This window comes from Clostridium sp. UBA6640, from assembly GCF_002455975.1.
Taxonomy (GTDB): Bacteria; Bacillota; Clostridia; order Clostridiales; family Clostridiaceae; genus Clostridium_J.
Genome location: NZ_DKLM01000081.1, coordinates 1 through 19,884, shown reverse-complemented (window position 1 = coordinate 19,884; position 19,884 = coordinate 1). Strand labels below are relative to the sequence as shown.

Here is a 19,884-nt window from a genome sequence, read left to right as displayed (position 1 = left end):
ATATTTATTTCATATAATTATGATTGATTATTTATATTTAGTTACAATCTAAATATAATACTGTGCTTGAGCCATATACATACTTTCATACTGACTTCCTTGTTCTTTTTAGACCTCGTTACCTATTACAACTTAAGATGACCATATTCATCAATTAATGTTATACAGTCATTATTTTTAATGAAACAGCTATATTTTTCCTGATTGCCGCATAGAAACTCATCAAGAAATCTTATTGTTACATCATTTATTACCTCATGGGCCTTTTCTACTGATAAAGTTTCACTTTCCATTTTCTGTCCAATTATTATCGGATAATCAGTAAAAATCATATGATTAGAAGTATTAAGTTTTATAAAAGACTTATAACCATTTATATAATTAAACAGGTTCTTTTGTTCATCATTTGAGTCTCTTAATACCTTGTCATAAATAATAACTTCTTTTTTGAATTTTTCACCATCAGCTTTATCCTTCAAATAGTCAATAGTTCTCTTCATAGATGTTTCATAATCAAAAGTACCTCTTCTCAAATTTAAAACAGGTATGTTTAATGTTTGTTTTTCTTCTATGTTTCGGCTTAAATCGAAAAATTGTAAAGAAGCGTCAAAAAGCACTATAGTCTTAATTCTAGAATCACATTGTGAAGCTTTAAAAGCAGCTGCTCCTCCTAATGAATGTCCTACTACTCCAATTCGTTGCAAATCAAGTTTGTTTTTTATAACATCATCTTCATTATTTAATTGCTCTAATTTATTTAATACAAATAAAATGTCATCTTTTCTAATATCGATAAGTTCTTTCTTCTCGTCTTGAGTCAATTCTTTCTTTGGAGGTTCAAACATTTCGCCATTTGGCAAAGTTGTAAGCATGCTATCATAAGTATGGCTTATTGTAAATACCACATATCCCTCACTTACTAATTTTTCAATGTTAAAAGTCATATAATCTCTTGGAGCTCCAAGTCCGGTTGATTGTATAATTATTGGATATGCAACTTGTTTTTTACTTATAGGAGCATCATTATATATATTAGTCTTTATTTTTTTAAGAAATTTTATCTTTTCTCTATCATTTTCTAAAGGTACTATTTCTTTAAATCTATTAATAAATTCATCTTCTCTAGGTCTATATAATTCCATATAAAGTGCTTGTCTATCTTCTTTCCAATTTTCATCAATAGGATAATAAAAACTTATAATTACCTTTCTATTCTCATTACATTGTATTAATGTTTCCTTTCTTTCTGTATCTTCTAAAACTCTTATTACTCTTCCTACTTTCATTTTTGTAATCATTCCTTTCGTTTCGCTTAAACGCTATATAAAGAATCCATTTTTTTGGTTATACCCATTTTTCAAAGAAAATTTTTTACATTATATTTAACTATTATTAGCTGCTCTTCAAAATTCAAAGTAGGCTCTCTCTCATAATCAAAGAAAGGTTCAAGTAAAGTAATATTTTTAGAAAAAGTATCCAACCAATATCTTTCTTACTTTTTCATTAAGTCAGATTTATATAACTTACTCTGCCATATTGCAAAATCTTTACATTGAACTCGAATATCCTCTAAGATTTTGCCTTCATATAATTTGCTAAACCCTTTAATTAAAATATTTACTGATACTCCATCACAAATAATGTGGTGTATATCAAATATCAATATGTTTTTATTTTCACTTAATCTTGTAAGTCCAGCTCTCATATCAGCTTGAAACAGCTCCTTTGAAACACACTTCGGTGCTTACATCATAGCAGATATAATATTATTGTTTATCTTTTTCAATATTTTCTTTTAACATTTCTACTATCGGAACATAAGTTAAAATATTAGGTGCCAACTCCATTCTAATACCACAATTTTTCCAAACGCTATGCCCATCAATGATTTCTGACTCACCATAAAATGATTTTAATATTGTTTCTATACTATTTCTATCTTCTTTACAAAAAAAATATAATCCTAAAGTTAATCTATAATCTCCAAATTTTATTATTTGTCTATTTTCTTTTGCTTTACTAATTTCAATCTCTTCAGATTTAAAATCATCTTTATTAATAAGTTCTTCATATTTTTGTGTGATTTCTTCATCGCTCAGCTCTGTATTATCTCTTATTTTATCAATTAAGGATTTATGCAATTTTTGTAAATCATGTTCTCTAGAGTAGTAAAATGTATCAAATTCTTTATCAAAATAGTATTTAATATTTAATTTAAAACTTCCTAGTTCATCATCATATTCAACCAACTTCATATCTCTATTTTTACTAAAAGCTTTATCAAATTTACTTATTTTTATATTTTCAGTTCTATTGTTTTGTAAAGATTCAACCACATTATTTAAAGTTCCTCCCCATCTTGTATTCTTAAACTCTTGCTCAAAAACATTTATTACATTATTCATATAGATCCTCCTACATCAATAAATTAATATTTTCTTTAATATTCTCTTATTTTATAAAATTTCAATTTATATCATAAAGTAAATTGAATAGATATTTTTTATTATATCTATGGGATAACATTGCTCTTCAAATGGATCATATACTGTTTTCTTAGGATAGTAGCTAGCTGTTGCATTAAAATCATATATCTTTTTCTGAATTTAAATACTATTCTTATTTTATATAATGGCAACATAAAATAATATTCATTAACTTCAATATTATCTACCATTATAATAGAGGGAATATTCAAACTTATTTTCTTATCATTAACTATGACTTTAAATGTATTGATCCGACTCATTTTTATTGCGTTTTTTTAATAACAGTATGAGAATAACTAGCTCTATCCTCTTAAAAACATTTTATAAAGATTAAAGTGTATAATCAGTTTATTTTAATTTTTAAAATTAATTTGTATAAATAAATTTATTATTTTCTAAAAACACAACAACCCCATCTTCATCGTTACTTTTTGTTACAAATTTTGCAACAGACTTTAGTTCATCAATCGCATTTTTCATTGCAACACCTGTTCCACAATTTTTTATCATTTCCAAATCATTATAATCATCTCCAAATGCAATTACGTCCGACATTTTACAGTTTAGATGATTAATAACATATTTAATACTATTCCATTTTGAAACCTCTGAATGCATTATCTGGCACAATGTCCCCTTATCTGTAATTACACCTCTACACTCTTTAGGTAAGTTTTTAAGTAACTCTGGTTCTATTGATTCCTTAGTACAAATAATAACTTTAAAGGCTACTGTGAAATCTAGCTCTCTTAAATCTAAAATTTCACAGGGTGCTTTACCAAAATAATCTGAGACATCAAAATTCGAATAAAGTTTATCATTTATTTCAATGCAAATATTATCGAGATTATACTTTTTTGCCGCATCCATAATCTCTAAGATAGTTTTTTTAGGCATTTCCATTTTATATAAAGTATCCTTACCTTTAATTACAAGAGCACCATTATAGCAAATAATGATATCATTCTTTAACTCATGTGGGATATACTTATATATATCTCTTGGAGGTCTTGCAGTAGCAAATATAAGCTGATTGCCTTCATTTTTGCACTTTTTTAAAACATTAATAGAATAATCTGAAATTGTTTTGTCACTTCTTAACAATGTCCCATCAAGATCCGAAATAATAACTCTAGTCATATTTGCCTTTACCTTCCTTCAATTTATTATTTTATTGGCTAAATTATGCTCTTATTTAAAATGAATGCTAATGAGCCAAAAAGTTTATATATTTTTTGATTATTCCATGATAGTTCCCTATTCCATTCCGTTTAGTGTGTAAAAATTCCTTCAAAATTTCTTATAATCTTATACCGTTCTTTATGAACTTCTATAACTCTTGCTGACATTAAATTTTTCTCTTTCACCTTTAATATCTCTTAGCCACTCCATGCTCTTTTTTAATTCTCAATCTATCTTTCATAACTTATATAGTATGTATCATATGATTTTTCTAAAATATAACCTAACTTTTCTGCTAAACTAACAGAATCAAGATTAGCTGCATCCCAATTAGGATACTTTCCTTTATCAATGCAATCTAAGATTAATGCTGCAGACGCTATAGTAGCTAATCCCTTTCTTCTATAATCTGGATGAGTATCAACCTCAATCTCAATTCCATCATTGTAAACACTATATGATGATGCTCCACAGACAACTTGTCCATTATGTAAAATACAATACCCTACACCTTTATTGATATAATCCTCTATGGATTCATACTGACTTGTGAAATCTTCTGAAAGATTTTGAAAAGAGTTTTCAAGAGCTATAGATTTATCTATTCTTTTTAGTTCATAATCTTCTGGTAATTTCGATAAAAAACTCTCCATCATATCACGTTTCAGATACTCGTAATTCTTCTTAAATGCATATCTCTGAAATTTTTCTATACGTCCTTTATGAACAATTTCTATGCGATTTTTCCATTCATCTGTATTTACAATAGCTAAAATATTTTCTGGAATATTCAATAGTAATTCTTCAGCAGCTTTTGCATTTGGATCTCCAGCATAGAATACAAAAACTCCAACTAATATTTGTGCAACTGTAGGATTTTCAATATCATCAACCCAAGCAGCCCCCATATGTCCTTGAAGATATGAAAGAATCATAGTATCTTTCATGTTTTTAAAAATAGGATATAATTTCTCTCTTAAATTGCCATCAACTTTATAAATCATTAAAATTCCTTCTTTCTCTGCAATGCATTATAATATCTAAGTGCGCAATTTTTACTATAATTTATTAATATATTTAATGTCTACTCATACCAAAACTTACATCATCTAAGTAATTGTAAATTTCATTATTAATGTACACAATATAATTAATATTTTCATTTGCATACTGATAACCTCACGTGTGTTTAATTGTGTAGTAACTCTTATATATCACGGAAGCCATCAGTATATCATATCATTTCTTGCCAATGTTACCAATTTAGCTTTTTATTTTGCAGAACTAAAGTTACTTAGAAAGAATAAGCTTAGTCAATCCTATATCCTTAGCATATTGAACTACATCTTCGAATTCTGACGAGTTCAATTCCTTTGAAATTTCATGATATTCATTAGCTTTATACATCGGTTTGTATAATCCCATTATATCAACAACAGTGTTATGAGATAATTCATTTACTATAAACTTCAATACCTCTTTTGAATCTTCTATATTATTTGGCATAATTAAATGTCTTAAAAGTATTCCTTTAACAGCGATACCTTCTCTATTAACTTCTAAATCTCCAACTTGTCTATACATCTCTTTTATTACTTTTTTAGCGTTATTGAAATATCCCTCACATTTGGTATATTTTAATCCTTTATCATTATCAAAAAATTTGATATCAGGCACATATATATCTATAACTCCATCTAATAGTTTTATTGTTTCGTAATCGTCATAACTTCCTGTGTTATAAACTATTGGTATAGAAAGTCCCTTCCCAATTGCTAAATATATTCCTTCAATAATTTGCGGAACAAAATGTGTTGGAGATACAAGATTTATATTATGACATCCCTTTTCTTGCAATTCTATCATAATATCACTAAGTCTCTGTGGACTCTCTTCATTACCTTGAGGATACTGGCTTAAATCATAATTTTGACAAAATACACACCTCATTGTACAATAGCTAAAGAAAATAGTACCAGATCCGCCGGTACCTACTAACCCTTTTTCTTCACCAAAATGAGGTCCATAGCATGTTATTATCATATTTTCGCCTGCCCCACAGAATCCTCTTTTATTTGCGATCCTATTTACATTGCACCTATGATTGCACAACGTACAATTCCTTAGTTTCTTTTTAAGTAACTCAACTCTATTTTTAAGTTCACCACCTTTATATAACTTTATATAATTAGGTACATTTTTACTCATAATAACACCCTCTCATCCTATATGTTAATAATAGCCTTTTGGCTCTTACACTAACTTATTTTTATTCTTTAATTCTCTAATATTTTTTATCTTTTATAATAACGTTAAGAGCATATTTAGCACTAAAAAATAATAGCTATAACAGTATTAAAAAATGATTTTTATGTCCTTCTCATAAGGTGCCGTTCCATCAAAGGTATTTTTATATGAACACATCCACGCTGGAATAAATCCACTTCTATATGCAACAGATTGTGATGCTATATTTGATGAAGCAGTTCCATAATAAGGCACAATCCCTCGTTCCATAATCATTATTGCAAGATTACTTACTAACCTTGTAGCAAGTCCATTATTTCTGAACTTAGGTAATACATCAATCCCTATTTGCCACATTAAATTACTATCAGCGGATGCTCCTGCCATTGCTGCAATCTTATTACCGTACATTGCATATATTGCAATTACATCTGGACGAGGATGATTTATGTCATATTGAATTGCATTTTCAAAACCTGAAATTTTATATAATTGATGTATCTCTTCTCCTTTTTTTATATAAAGATCAAAGCCATCTGGCAAAGGTAATTTTTTTATTCTATTGCAATCAGGAATATAATAAAGAGAATGTCCGAATATAAATGGTATTGCAAATATATCTTCTCTTGTTCTATTTTCTAATAATGGTTTTACTTTTGCTAAAATATCATTATCTGCTGAAACAACTATACCTTTACCCATAGTTGCAATTTCAAGAAATGGAGATTGTCTATCAAACATTCTTCTTCCTTCATTTGATTTTGTTTCACAAAATACTATGCCATCTTTACCAAAATCCTCTGAGTTGCAATTCATATCTATTGCCAATTGTTTTCTTACTATTCCCAATATTTTAGATTTATTAAATTCCATAGTTCCCCCCTATAATTAACTTTTTAAGTCTTTGTTTTTTGCATTTGTTTATAAATTTATATTAAATTATAGATTTCTCTGTGATGCATTATAGCATTGATTGCAGTATTTGAAATAAACCTTAAAATACTGCTATCTAGTTAAACTGCCCAATTTCTTCTTGATTGTGGAATATAGAAACTAATAAATCACTTTGCCTCATTAACTCTTCCATACCCCCTTGTGTAACAATATGACCATCTTGCAATACTATCATGTTCTCTAATCCAGCAATTGTTGAAAACCTATGTGAAATTGAAATAATAGTTTTATGTTTCGACACTTCTTGAATAACCCTCACAATCCCATTCTCGCTCTCACTATCTAATGAGGAAGTTGCTTCATCAAAGATAATAATGATAAGCTTTTTATACTCATAGCTAAAGTATAGCCTGTAATATTATTTTACACAAAGATACATTATTTTAATTTCTAAACAAGAATCTTATCTTAAAACACACGGACTATAACTTTTAATCATTTGTTTGATGTACTCCATTCCTCTGATAACATAGCATATATATACGCATCATGCCATAATGGATTTCCATCTATATTTTTTTTGAAAAATGCTGGCTTTTTATAATGGCCTTCTTTTCTCATTTCTAATCGCTCTAATAACTTCCATGAAGCACTGTTTTCTGGATTACACTTAGCTATAATGCGGTGGGCACCCATTTCTTCAAACCCATATTTAAAAATAGCCTTACAACTTTCTGTAGCATAACCCTTACCATAATATTTAGGATTAAAAACATAACCAATTTCCCATGTAAGAAATTCCTTAGGTTCTTGTTGTTGAAAATAAATATTTCCTATCAATTTGTTATTTTCTTTCAAGCAAACAGCCCAAAAAGCTTCTGATTGTGAACGATGCTCTGCCTCTTCTTTACATTCATCTTCATTATAACTGTTATAAGGTTCATATTTGACTACTGATTCTTGAGAAAGGTATTCATATAACTCTTTCCAATCATCTATGTTAAACCTTCTAATAATAAGTCTTTCTGTTTCCATCATTACCACTTTATATTCACCCCTCTTTTTTAATGTAGTCAATATATCATTATTATTTTATAAACTCTATCGCATATATACTAATTACAATTACTTAGTGACATATTCATAATCTCATAATAATCTTCTACTACAAAACCTTCTATTTTATATAGATACTCAGCAGGATTGCCTACTAAGCACCAAAGAAAGCATTTAGAATATCCTCGCCTATATAGTTCACTTAATGCAAATTTAATCATTTTCCGACCATAGCCACGCCTCTGACAATCTACCTTAACTGCAACACGCTCAATGGAATTCTCATTTAAAAGCAAGCTAGCAACAATTTTACCATCACTCTCTAATATGAATAAATCACTGCTATTATCTAAATACTGCTTTCGTGATTTATCAGTTGGTTCATCACGCTTTGAATTTAGACCAACTGATAACCCCATATTATGAAACGCTCTTGAAGCAAGTTCAAAGGTTTCAATATAGTCCTTATCCTCATAATGACGAACACCAGTAAATTCTTCTTTACTTAAAATTGTTTCACTAGCCATATAAACAGAATCATAATAATGTTTAAACCCATTTTGGGATAAAAAATTGTGTATTATATCATTCCTCACAAAATCGCATAGTACTGTTTGTGTTCCTGCAAATTTCATTTCTTCAAGAACTGCAAACAATAGTTCTGAACCTATACCATGATTTCTATATTGTTCTCCGACAAATATCCACATATCTCTTTCTGCACAATCCCCTTGTTCGTATATAGCAATTGCCTTTATTATATTGTCTTCTCTTAGAATTAATGCACTTTCAGGACTTTCTTCAAGCCATTCAATTAACCCATCAATAACTCTTGGATTCTGGTAATGGAATGAAATTATGTCACTTTTCATACTTGAACTATAACGTTCTATTATACGTTCATATTTATTCTGTATAGGTTCTTCTTCTATTTTTTTTGATATTAACATTTTGTTAAACCCTCCATTTGAATAATTCTTCAGCAATATTTTTCAATGTGAGGAATATCTTTTTCAGTAATTTCGCTCCATAAGGCTTGAAGCAATTTTTCTTTATAAATGGTTAAACATATTTTTACATTAATACCTTATTCTATAACTTATTAAATAAATTACAATGAGTTTTCTAATATCTTTCGAAAAATTCCAACAATTTAACGTAATATAAATTATTTATTTTTTAAATGTAAAAGTTATTCGATTGTATTGCATAACCTACCTTATGTATTTCCTCAAAATCAATCCCTATAGTTTTTTTATCAACAAAATACTTTTATCTCAACTTTTTAACATTAATATCTTTATTTTAGCTTATATAATATTTTTTCTTTAAATCTTCAGATATATCCTCATAAGTAATACTACAAATTGCATTAATATTTTAGTTAAGATTCATTAATTGTTTTATATCATTGAACTCATGCTTTTTTTCAATAATTTTCTTAACTAACTCACCTTCTTTTAGATAAAAAGCATATGCTTTTGCCCCTTCTTTACTTGTAATTATCCTATAGGTATCATCTACAATTTCAAGGGCGCAGTTATTATCTAATGCTATTCCTAATATCTTATGTTTCCTTACCATAGCATTAATCATCTCACTATAGTCTTCAAGATTATTATGAGGAAATATAAGTAATTTTAAAAAACCTAAACAATCAACTTTTACAAAGCCTTCAAATCCATCTGCTTCAAAATTTTTAGACTCTTCTTCATAAAAATAATACTTACCTAAGCATATAGAACCAGCACTTATACCAGCTAAAACAACTCCTTTCCCAATTGCCTCTGTTAAAATATCTTTCATATTAAATTTATTAAAACATTCCATTAATCGTACAGTAGACCCACCTCCAATATAAACAATATCAGATGTAAAAATCTTATTTCTTATTTCCTGTTCTTTAGGAGATTGTGTAAATAAATAAAGAACATCCAAACTGCATTTAAATTTTTCTTCATATATACTTTTATATCTATTGCAATAATTTATATCATCACCACTAGCCGTCGGTATAAAAAGTATTTTAGGATTGGATTTACTTGTGATCCTGATTATTTCCTCATCAATAAAATCTAAATTTGTGTTTGGATCAACCCCACTAACCATTACAAATTTCTTCATATAAAATTCTCCTACCTCAATTCCACCTCTATCAATAAACACATCTTGTATCTTTTTAATATTCATTTCTATTCATTCCTCAATGAAAATATAATTTAATACATATACTTTAAACTTCATGTTTATTATTATATACCTTTTTGATGGATTATTTTGTAACTTTATGCATCAATTCTACTTATTTTATAATTATCTACTGATATTTTTCTAAAAATAGTATTTATTTAATTATATTTCATTTGTTTTTTATAATTTAAGTTTAATTCTATAATGTTTTTTATAGAAACTATAATTTTTTTAAGCATCTATGGTATAGAGATGATTAGACAAAATATTCCCTATATTTAGTTTGTAGAATATTTATCTTTAAATAATGCTATTTTATATAGTTCATAGAGAATATTAATTGTCACCTTACCCGTAACATTGCATGTTGCAGGTATATTTTTGCCTACAGTTAATTAGTTTATCTTTCTTTATCTAAGCTAATATTGTTGATTTTGATAGAGCATATTCGCTACTTCATTCTGTTAGACTCTTTCTTACATTATAAAACCCTACTATTATATTTGGGAATTTTTCTGCACATTATTTTTATCCTCTTATCCTTTTTAAACATATCCTTCTTTTATTTATATTTAGCTTTCTGTGCTTACAATATTATATTAACACCACAAAATACCTTATCATAAAACTTCAATAATAATTCTGAAGAAGATAAAGATGTTTTTCCTAACGAATGTAATAATTTTATTTTAATTCCAAAAAAAACAAAGTTAGAAAGAAATATGGTAAAAAGAACTCAAACCCTAAAACTGAAATATCTAATACTCCATAAAGGAAAGATATGCGCTTATGAGGAATGTAATAGGTTAATTAAAGCATACCACACTAGGAATCCATTTGAAATTGCTGAAATGATGAATATTGAAATTGTATATCATGATTTAGGTAATTTCAAAAGCACTACTTCTATCAATCAAGATTTATAGTTATTAATGAAAGTATCTCTGATGAAATTGTAATGTGTTTAGTTTGGGGGGAATGTACCTATAGTTTCATTGCCGCACAACTAAATGTACCTATTGAAATTGTTGATATTAAAAATGAGATATTAAAAATGAGATATTAAAATATAAAGGTTTTAAAATAAAATCTTTTGATACTACCAAGGTAGGTTTTTTAAGAAAATAGTATGTCAATATTACCCCTATTTTACTTAGAGTTCTTGTGAACAAGATATGCATAACTAGTGGTAATTTGGATTATCATAAGGAAAATAACATAAAAATAAGTGGCCCTGCTTTGGGTCGTCCTAAAAAGGACGAAACCGTTGATAAAAATTAAGAATACATTGATATTTGTGATAGAAGCATTGTTAATGGTAAATTTGGCGAGGGCAAAATAGCTTATGATTTAAATAAAATAGCTGCTAAACTTAAATAAATTTCAGAAAGTGTTATTTCTCTTGCTTTTTTAGCGATGAATCTAAGCAAAAAGTTGAGATCCATTTTGCGCTTTTTATAGCATTACTTATAAAAAATGAGCCTATGAAAAAAACTCTGTAAATTACAAATAATAGCAACTTTCTATGATAAAATTAAAATATCATGGTAGGCTGTTTTTTATGGATAAAAGAAAAGAAAGATTAAGTGAAGGGAAAAAGAATATTATTGAAGATTTAATTAGAGAGTATGACATCCAATCTGCTGAAGATATTCAGAGGCCTTGAAGGACCTACTTGGAGGTACTATTGAGAGTATACTTGCAACTGAAATGTACAATCATCTAGGTTATGCACCATACGATTGTACAGATAGCTCAAATGCAAGAAATGGGAAGAAACAAAAGTTTATTCGTAGCAAATATGGTGAAATGGAAATTGATGTACTACAAGATCGTAATTGTTCTTTTGAACCAAATGTTGTTAAAAAGAGATAAAAAGATATCTCTAATATTGAAGATAAAATAATTGGAATGTACGCCAAAGGTCTTATAACTCGTCAAATTTCAGATTAAATAGAATACATATACGGTTTTGAAGCTAGTGAAGGAATGATTTCTGATATTACCGATAAGCACTTCCAGAGATTGAAGATTGGAAGCAACGACCACTTTCTCAAGTTTATCCAATAGTTTATATTGATGCTGTACACTTTTCTATAAGGGATAATCATGTTATTAAAAAACTGGCTGCTTATGTTATTGTTGGAATAAATAAAGAATGTAAAAAATAAGTTATTAGTATTCAAATAGGACAAAATGAAAGGAGCAAATACTGACTTAGTGTACTAAATGAGTTGAAAAACAGAAGTGTAAAAGATATCCTAATTCTTTGTGCTGATGGACTTTCTGGAATTAAGGAGTCTATTAATGTAGCTTTTCCTAACACTGAATATCGACGCTTTGTAGTGCATCAAGTCCGTAATACTCTAAAGTATGTTGCTAATAAAGATAAAAAAGAATTTGCTACAGATCTAAAAACTATATATCATGCACCAGCTGAAGAGCAAGAACACTATCCTAATGCAATGAAAAGCTGGTCAGCTAATTGGGATGTTATAAGCCCTATATTTAGGTTTTCTGCTGATGTACGTAATGTTATATATACAACTAATGCTATTAGAAAGCCTTAATAGTACTTATCGTAGGTTAAATCGTCAGCGAAATGTATTTCAAGTGATACTTCTTTGCTTAAAGCGTTGTACTTAGCAACTTTTGAAACCACAAAAGTGGAATTTACCACTTAGAGATTGGGGTAAAGTTTATGGAGAACTATCCATAATGTATGAAGGAAGACTTCCTTAAAGTTTACGGCTAATATGAAAAAGTACGCCCGTATTAAGAGGGTGTGCTTGGCATGTAATTTATTTACTATTATATTAAAATTAAGGCATGGTAGTCATATCATGACCTCCATGCCTTCAAAATAATTATCATAGAAAGCTATTTACAGAAATAATTTCACACACTCTGATTATACTAACTCTTAAATCTATCCTTTTATATATTAACATTTTTTTCTGCTACCAATGTAAATGTCTTGGGAATACCTTTATCATAAACATCAGAAGACAAGTTTGGTTCTTCATCTAAGCTCTTAATAACTAGCTTTTCTTTAGCAACAGCAGTAATTATTTCTCCAAGATTCCATTTGCGGAGTAGTACTTTTTTAGACTCTTCATAACCCACTAAATATTTTGAGTAAGATACATTTTTTTCTTCTAATGTAGTATCAAAATAGTCTCCTGTAACCTTATGCTTACGAACTTTAGCAGTTGAACCTCTTGATGTAATTAATTTAGTCGAAATTGGATGAAAATCCTTAATTATAAATAATCCTTTCTCATCCAGAAGTTTATAAATTATATGTATAAAAGGTTTTAAATCCATAAAATAGTGCAATATACCCATTTCTGCAAATATAATATCATAATCATTTATGAGCTGCTCTTTAGACAGTTTAAGCACATCTGATACAATGTATTTTATTGTCACTCCGCCCGCTTCTGCCAATTCCATAGCATAATGTCTATTTGATTCTGAAAAATCAACTACAGTTACATCTGCTCCTAATAAAGCTAATGCTACAGTCTTATGCCCATTAGAACCCATTAAATTCATAATTTTTTCCCCTTTACATCTCCCATTTTACTATAAAGTATGGAGAGAGTTGATATTGGATCCTTAATGCTTTTTTTAATTGCTTCACTAGGCTTTCCAAATCTCTATACCCAAGCATAATAATTTTCATCATTCCATGCTTCTTCATTTATGTCAATACATACTTTTCTTTTGCCATCTAAATTATAGTTTTTCATATTTTCTACACTATTTAAGTTAATAATTTCTTTTTTCATTTAAAATCCTCCTTCTAAATTTTAAGTCTAAACTTTTTAGGTTACTTTCTTATTGTATATGTTAATCTAAAAATACACCACAATTTTAATTAAAATATTGGACAACTTGAATTAACCTTTTCTATGATAGCTATAAATTAATTCAGAGACTAATCAGAAACTAATTTGTAATGTAAATAATTTCAATTAAAAGTAAGTATAAATTGTAGTTACATTAAAAGTTGGATATGACTTTATTATTTTAAATATAAAAAACTTTAAAAATGGTATCGTAAAGATAAAAGTATCACCATTCCAAAAATAACCACAAGTAAAAAATCTTTCAAAATTTAAACACGAACTTTCTAAGATTAAACTGTTAATTTTTAATTCTTAGCAATACTCAATTGAAATTAGCTTTTTAACATTATTCATAAAATGTCAGAAATTAAATAATTTAAAGAGTATCTTATAAATTTTGAAGGTTTTGTGCTAAAACTTTATTAGTATTTTTAATCGTAGTCTAAGATGTCCCCTTTATTTTAATTAGTAAGATTATCTTAGACTGCTTTTTATTTGTTCTGTAATTATTAACCTTAGCATTCAATCTTAACCATGGATTAATTTTCTTTACTTAAATTGAATGTATGCTAGAATAAAATAATATTTATGGAATAATTTATATACATTTTAATGGTAGATTTATCATGAATAATATGATATTTTGAATCTTATTGTAAATAATTTAAATTGCTACTATAGTGATTCTCATCTATCTTGCTACGAACTTGAGTTCACAGACAAACATTTCTCTTTATATACTAATTATTTTTTGGGTCCTATTTATCAATTGCTCTAAAATACTTTTTACTAGTTCATCCAATTTTTCTTCTTTATTTTGATTTTCTAGTAAACCTTTCCACTCTTTTTTGCATGAACACTCAATCATCTTGAATATAGAAACATCTCCATGCATGTTATACTCTTCAAACGCCTTGTAAATAGTGTCATCACATTTTGAGCAATTCTCTGCCTTCGCCTCTGCCGAAACAGAATAATTTGGTGGGCTTATGTATATAGAAGTTTTTAATCCTATCTTATATCTTTCTTCAAGTATCTTAATGACAGACCAAAGTTTTGCAGGATTGTACATGTTGCATGTCCATAAGTCATGCATAATAGTACATTTTCAACTGTTGGTAATTCCATATCAATTCTTTTAAAATTAAACTGCTCTAAATATTCCAAACTTTTTATATAATCCTCAATTGCTTCATATTCAGTTAAGAAAGGTGGCTTTAACATCATCAATGGAATTATATTAATATTGTATTTTTTCCATATATTGCAATTTGCTTCAAATACACTATTTTCAAAACTTTTATTTATGCATAGATTTCTTATAAGTGGATTAGCAGATTCGAATCCTACTGCAATATCAAATTCTGTATTAGTTGCTTGTCTTATCCTGAACAATTTTTCTTCTGTAATATCTTCCACTCTTGATTCAATTACAATTTTTTCATATTCTCTTTTTCATTTAATATCTTTATTTATATATTGTCTGATAGCGAAATAATTGCTATTGATGTTGTAGGTAAATATAACTACAGATTCTTTAAAAACATGGTTTACCTCTTTAGAAACAGTTCAAGAGATTCATTCTCTATTTTTTACAATAGGACTTAATTTAAATGTACCCTTAAATTTATTTTCAGAGTTATAGAAATGGTTCGTAAAAAACTACTGAAATGCTTAGCTATTCCAAAGAAATTAATATTTCTTTTATTATTTGTGCATTTTTTTCACAGTAATCTCCTTCTAACATATTTCCATGTTTACCATTACCCTCATACATTACAAAATATTTTGTGGTTAAATCTTTCCACTTTTTTTTCAATCTTATTAATTCATCATCTACATCTTCATTCGAGCATGAGACTTGATAAATATTAGCATTCACTTTACCTTCGTTAATAAGTTTATTAAAATATAGTGAATAATTATACGTCTTTCTTTTAACTGATTCATTAATATATTCCCACATTAATGGTGCTTCTAGCGACATAAATCTTTCTACATTTTCTATAATTTCGGAATTATCATTTGAACCGATAGTACTCATTTCTTTCACGCCAGAATCAATTAATATTATATCTGATACTTCATACCCTTGATTCTCTAATTCTTTTGCAACTTCAAATGCTAATTTTCCACCTGCTGAATAACCCATTAAAATATATGGTCCTTCTTTTTGAACATCTATTATTAGATCTACATATTCTTTAATCCGATTTTCACTCTCTATAAAATTAAATGCATATACTGAATGAGAATTTATTATATTTGCTAATCCTTTAAAAGTAACACCATATCCAATAATAGGTGGAAAAGCAAACACTTTCTTATCTTTCTCATCATTCAACCTTGTAATTTTCTCAAGATACTCGATAAATTCGTTGTCTAATATATCCATTGTTATTTCTTTTATTGTTTCTTTATTAAGTATTTGTGTTATTGGTATTTTTATATCCAATTGTTTATATGTTTTTTCTGCAATGCTTATAGCTTTTAGTGAATGCCCTCCTAACTCAAAGAAATTATCATTTATTCCAACCCTATCCACCTTTAACACCTCCTTCCATATAGTTGATAGTTTTTCTTCTATTTCATTTCTTGGCGCTTCATATTCTGACACTGTTGCTATGCTTCTATCTAGCTCTGATAATGCCTTTCTATCTACCTTTCCATTTGGTGTCACTGGTATTTTATCTAATTGCACAAAGAATGATGGTATCATATAATCAGGTACTCTTTCAGAAAGGTATTCGCCTAGGTAGCTTGTAGTTAGTTTTTTATCAGAAACTATATATGCACACAGATAGTCATATCCATCCGTATCCTTTCTACCTAAAACTACTGTTTCCTTCACAAATTCATTCTCCAATAAATTATTTTCTATCTCTTCAACTTCTATTCTATAACCCCTTATTTTTACTTGTGAACCCTTACGTCCTACAAACTCAATACTCCCATCCGCTAGTAATTTGCCTAAATCTCCAGTCCAATAAGTTCGACCTACCTCTGAACTATATTGAAAAACTTCTCTACTTTTTTCTTCATCTTTCCAATAACCAAGAGCAACATAATCACTTAAAATAACAATTTCTCCAACTTCCAATGGAAATACTTCTTCCCTATTCTCATTTACCACTAAAATTTCAGTTTCCTGTACTGCTTCTCCTAACATTACTTTCTTAACTTTTGAATCTACAGAATATATTTGCGCTGAGTTAAAAGAAGACTCCGTCTGCCCATATAAATTTACTAACTTAGCGTTAGCAAATATTCTTTGGAACATCTCCACATCATGTAATATTACATTTTCTCCACCTAAAACAATGAAGCGTAACGTACTAAATTTTTCAGTTCCTGTTAGTGCATTAATAAAATATCTATATACCGTCGGAACTGAGTGCCAAATTGTAATTTTCTCCTCTTCTAACCAATTCGCAATCTTATCAATTCCTACTTGGGATTTTATATTTAATGGATACAGTGTAGCTCCATTTAATAATGCTCCGTATATGTCCATAATTGAAGCATCATGACTAAATGCAGAAAACAAGGTCATCCTATCTTCATTAGTTATGGATAATGTATTTTTATAACATTGTATAAAATGCAATACATTTCTATGAGTTTGAAAAATCCCTTTTGGATTTCCAGTTGAACCTGATGTATATAAAATATATGCAATATCATCAATAGAAACTTTTCGATTAATATTTTCTGTAGAACATTCTATATCAATTTGATCCACATTAATAATTCGTATATCTACCTCTGATTCCTCGATTAGGCATATAGCCAGTTCTAAATTTTTATCATTTGTTACAATAAAATCTGCTTCAGAATTTTCAAGCATATAAATTAACCGTCTTGTTGGATAACTTGGATCTAATGGCACATATATAGTCTGTGCTTTTAATGCACCTATGGTGCCAATAATCATGTCTTTGTCATGCTCAAACAAAAGGGCAGCAATCTTTTTCTTTTCCCTAGGATTAATCGTATTATAATTACCAATTATTTCCTTAGCCAATACATTTGCATAATTGTTTAGCACTTTATAAGTAATTCCATTTTCCAAAGTTTTGATAGCTATACGATTAGGATTTTTCTCCACTTCCTGCTCAAATTTTTGAATTATCATATATTTACATCCCTTCCATACTTCTGAATTTAAAATGTAATAAATAGTAATTATCCCATAAAATTAATATTTATATTTTATGGGATAATTAAATACTATTTTAAAGTTTTCTTTTTTTCTTATCTACAACATATTCTTTAAGTAACTTATTATGATCTGTTAACACCTTATCCAAAAGCAACATATATCTTTTCATCATATACTCAATTGTTAAAGGTTCAAATAATCCTAAAAGATAATCACACATAATTTCTATTCCATTAGCATATTCAGTAACATACCATACTAACTCAAACTTAATATCTTGTACCTTATCAATATGATAACAGTTAAAGTCATTAATATATTCTCTGGTGCTTTCTCCCATATTCAACATATTAAAAAACGCAGATATCTTTGGATACTTAATTTTTAATTCATCTACAATTAACTCTAATGGATAGCTTTGATATTCTAATGCAAATAATGTGTTTTTATTTATTCTTTGTAATAAATCAGTAAAGCTTTCTTCCGCATTAATTTCATTTCTAAGAATTGTGGTATTTATAAAATACCCAATCACATTTTGTAAGTCTGCATGTTCTCTCCCAAATGTTGCAGTTCCAATTAATATATCTCTTTGCTTTGTTAAATCAGATAAAAAGAATTTAAAGGTTGTTATCATCACTACAAAAAAACTTACACCATTTTCTTGAGCTAATTCTTTTAATTTATCTTTTTTATCTTTAGCTAGAACAATTCTATATCCTCTACTTTCTCTATTATTAAGGCTACTAGCTATATAATCTACTGGTAATTTTAAAATTGGAACTTCTCCTCTTAGCTGTTTTTGCCAAAATGCCTTAGCAGGTTGTGCCATTTCTTTATTTTCAATTAATTTATTTTGCCATGATGCAAAGTCTTTATATTGTATTTTTAAAGGTTCTAATTCATACTCTCTTCCTTGTTTATGTGCTTCATACAATAAGAGAAATTCCTTCTTCAATACTTCTAAAGACCAGCCATCAGAAATAATATGATGCATACAATAAATCAAATCATATTCACTATATGCTAATTTAACTAATTTTATATGAATAAGTGGCCCTTCTTCCAGATTAAATATTTTAGTAGCAATTTCGTCATATATTCTTTTTCTTTCCTTATTTTTTTCTTCTTGGCCTAATATTGATAAGTCTTCCTTATCAATATTAAAGTTAGCATTTTCATCAATGATCTGAACTACTACTCCATCCTTATCTTTAAATCGTGTCCTAAATGCGTCATGCCTTTGTATAAGAATATTAAATATATTTTGTATAACATTAGCATTCACTTCTTCAAATAATGTAAAGCATTCTGACATATTATACGCTGGACTATTAGGTTGCAACTGATTAAGAATCCATAACCTCTTTTGAGCATAAGAAAGATCATAACTTTCTTGTTTAGGTAAAGGTACTATCTCATTATATATAGCAACATAATTTTTGCTAATCCTTATTGCTTTGGACAAGGATGAAATATTGGATGAATTATATATATCCTTCAAAGATATCTTAATTCCAAACTCTTTTTGTATCAAACTAACAACTTGTACCGCTTTTAAGGAATGTCCACCAATTTCAAAAAAGCTATCATTTATTCCTATTCGTTCTATACCTAATATTTCACTCCATATTTTTGCTAAAGTCTCTTCAACTTTATTTCTTGGCGCTTCATATTCAGTTAAGGTTACATCTAAATTTGGTTCTGGAAGTGATCTTCTATCAAGCTTTCCATTCGATGTTGTCGGCATTTTATCTAGTTTTACAAAGTAAGATGGAACCATATATTCTGGTAAGCTTTCTTTCAAGTA

General features: G+C 28.1%; 17 protein-coding genes and 1 pseudogene. 1 reads left to right on the top strand and 17 read right to left on the bottom strand.

All coding sequences use genetic code 11. The features are described from left to right. Positions 1-125 precede the first annotated feature (125 nt). The 11 genes from B2W91_RS09190 to B2W91_RS09140 form a co-directional block, all read right to left on the bottom strand. Positions 126-1,286 carry an alpha/beta hydrolase family protein gene (locus tag B2W91_RS09190; RefSeq protein ID WP_291580218.1) on the bottom strand — a complete coding sequence of 387 codons (1,161 nt, stop codon included), beginning with the start codon at positions 1,284-1,286 and terminating at the stop codon, positions 126-128. 206 nt (positions 1,287-1,492) lie between these two features. Then, a complete protein-coding gene (locus B2W91_RS09185) occupies positions 1,493-1,705 on the bottom strand; it encodes a condensation domain-containing protein (protein WP_291580217.1) in 213 nt (70 codons plus the stop codon). 61 nt (positions 1,706-1,766) lie between these two features. Then, positions 1,767-2,405, bottom strand: a complete 639-nt coding sequence (locus B2W91_RS09180) for a hypothetical protein (RefSeq protein ID WP_291580216.1) — start codon at positions 2,403-2,405, stop codon at positions 1,767-1,769. 450 nt (positions 2,406-2,855) lie between these two features. After that, positions 2,856-3,629, bottom strand: coding sequence for an HAD family hydrolase (locus tag B2W91_RS09175; RefSeq protein ID WP_291580214.1), 774 nt, complete (start codon positions 3,627-3,629; stop codon positions 2,856-2,858). 272 nt (positions 3,630-3,901) lie between these two features. Further along, entirely contained in the window at positions 3,902-4,675 is a 774-nt protein-coding gene (locus B2W91_RS09170) for a GNAT family N-acetyltransferase (RefSeq protein ID WP_291580213.1), read from the bottom strand. Between the two features lie 286 nt (positions 4,676-4,961). Then, positions 4,962-5,879 carry a radical SAM protein gene (locus B2W91_RS09165; RefSeq protein WP_291580212.1) on the bottom strand — a complete coding sequence of 306 codons (918 nt, stop codon included), beginning with the start codon at positions 5,877-5,879 and terminating at the stop codon, positions 4,962-4,964. Positions 5,880-6,026: 147 nt separating this feature from the next. Further along, positions 6,027-6,791, bottom strand: coding sequence for a GNAT family N-acetyltransferase (locus B2W91_RS09160; protein ID WP_291580211.1), 765 nt, complete (start codon positions 6,789-6,791; stop codon positions 6,027-6,029). A 136-nt stretch (positions 6,792-6,927) separates the two neighbouring features. Beyond that, complete coding sequence (locus B2W91_RS09155) at positions 6,928-7,131, bottom strand: hypothetical protein (protein ID WP_291580209.1); 204 nt, start codon at positions 7,129-7,131, stop codon at positions 6,928-6,930. A 176-nt stretch (positions 7,132-7,307) separates the two neighbouring features. Continuing rightward, entirely contained in the window at positions 7,308-7,850 is a 543-nt protein-coding gene (locus tag B2W91_RS09150; protein WP_414633114.1) for a GNAT family N-acetyltransferase, read from the bottom strand. 77 nt (positions 7,851-7,927) lie between these two features. Then, on the bottom strand, positions 7,928-8,818 hold the full coding sequence (locus B2W91_RS09145; RefSeq protein ID WP_291580206.1) for a GNAT family N-acetyltransferase: 891 nt from the start codon (positions 8,816-8,818) through the stop codon (positions 7,928-7,930). Positions 8,819-9,248: 430 nt separating this feature from the next. Then, positions 9,249-10,058, bottom strand: coding sequence for a Type 1 glutamine amidotransferase-like domain-containing protein (locus B2W91_RS09140; protein ID WP_291580205.1), 810 nt, complete (start codon positions 10,056-10,058; stop codon positions 9,249-9,251). 1,561 nt (positions 10,059-11,619) lie between these two features. Between B2W91_RS09140 and B2W91_RS09135 the strand changes: the two are divergent. Further along, positions 11,620-12,800 (top strand): annotated as a pseudogene (locus B2W91_RS09135) (IS256 family transposase). A gap of 195 nt (positions 12,801-12,995) precedes the next feature. Here the strand turns inward: B2W91_RS09135 and B2W91_RS09130 are convergent. The 6 genes from B2W91_RS09130 to B2W91_RS09105 all read right to left on the bottom strand — a co-directional run. Beyond that, on the bottom strand, positions 12,996-13,616 hold the full coding sequence (locus B2W91_RS09130; protein ID WP_291580204.1) for a class I SAM-dependent methyltransferase: 621 nt from the start codon (positions 13,614-13,616) through the stop codon (positions 12,996-12,998). 104 nt (positions 13,617-13,720) lie between these two features. Then, positions 13,721-13,852 (bottom strand): hypothetical protein, encoded by a 132-nt coding sequence (locus B2W91_RS09125; protein ID WP_291580203.1) that lies wholly within the window; start codon positions 13,850-13,852, stop codon positions 13,721-13,723. A 793-nt stretch (positions 13,853-14,645) separates the two neighbouring features. Further along, positions 14,646-14,984 carry a hypothetical protein gene (locus tag B2W91_RS09120; RefSeq protein ID WP_291580202.1) on the bottom strand — a complete coding sequence of 113 codons (339 nt, stop codon included), beginning with the start codon at positions 14,982-14,984 and terminating at the stop codon, positions 14,646-14,648. Then, positions 14,924-15,331, bottom strand: coding sequence for a hypothetical protein (locus B2W91_RS09115; protein WP_291580201.1), 408 nt, complete (start codon positions 15,329-15,331; stop codon positions 14,924-14,926). The genes B2W91_RS09120 and B2W91_RS09115 overlap by 61 nt, the downstream gene beginning before the upstream one ends. Before the next feature lie 259 nt (positions 15,332-15,590). Continuing rightward, complete coding sequence (locus tag B2W91_RS09110) at positions 15,591-18,047, bottom strand: amino acid adenylation domain-containing protein (RefSeq protein WP_291580200.1); 2,457 nt, start codon at positions 18,045-18,047, stop codon at positions 15,591-15,593. Between the two features lie 100 nt (positions 18,048-18,147). After that, the coding region (locus B2W91_RS09105; RefSeq protein WP_291580198.1) for a condensation domain-containing protein at positions 18,148-19,884 on the bottom strand (1,737 nt) is incomplete at its 5' end.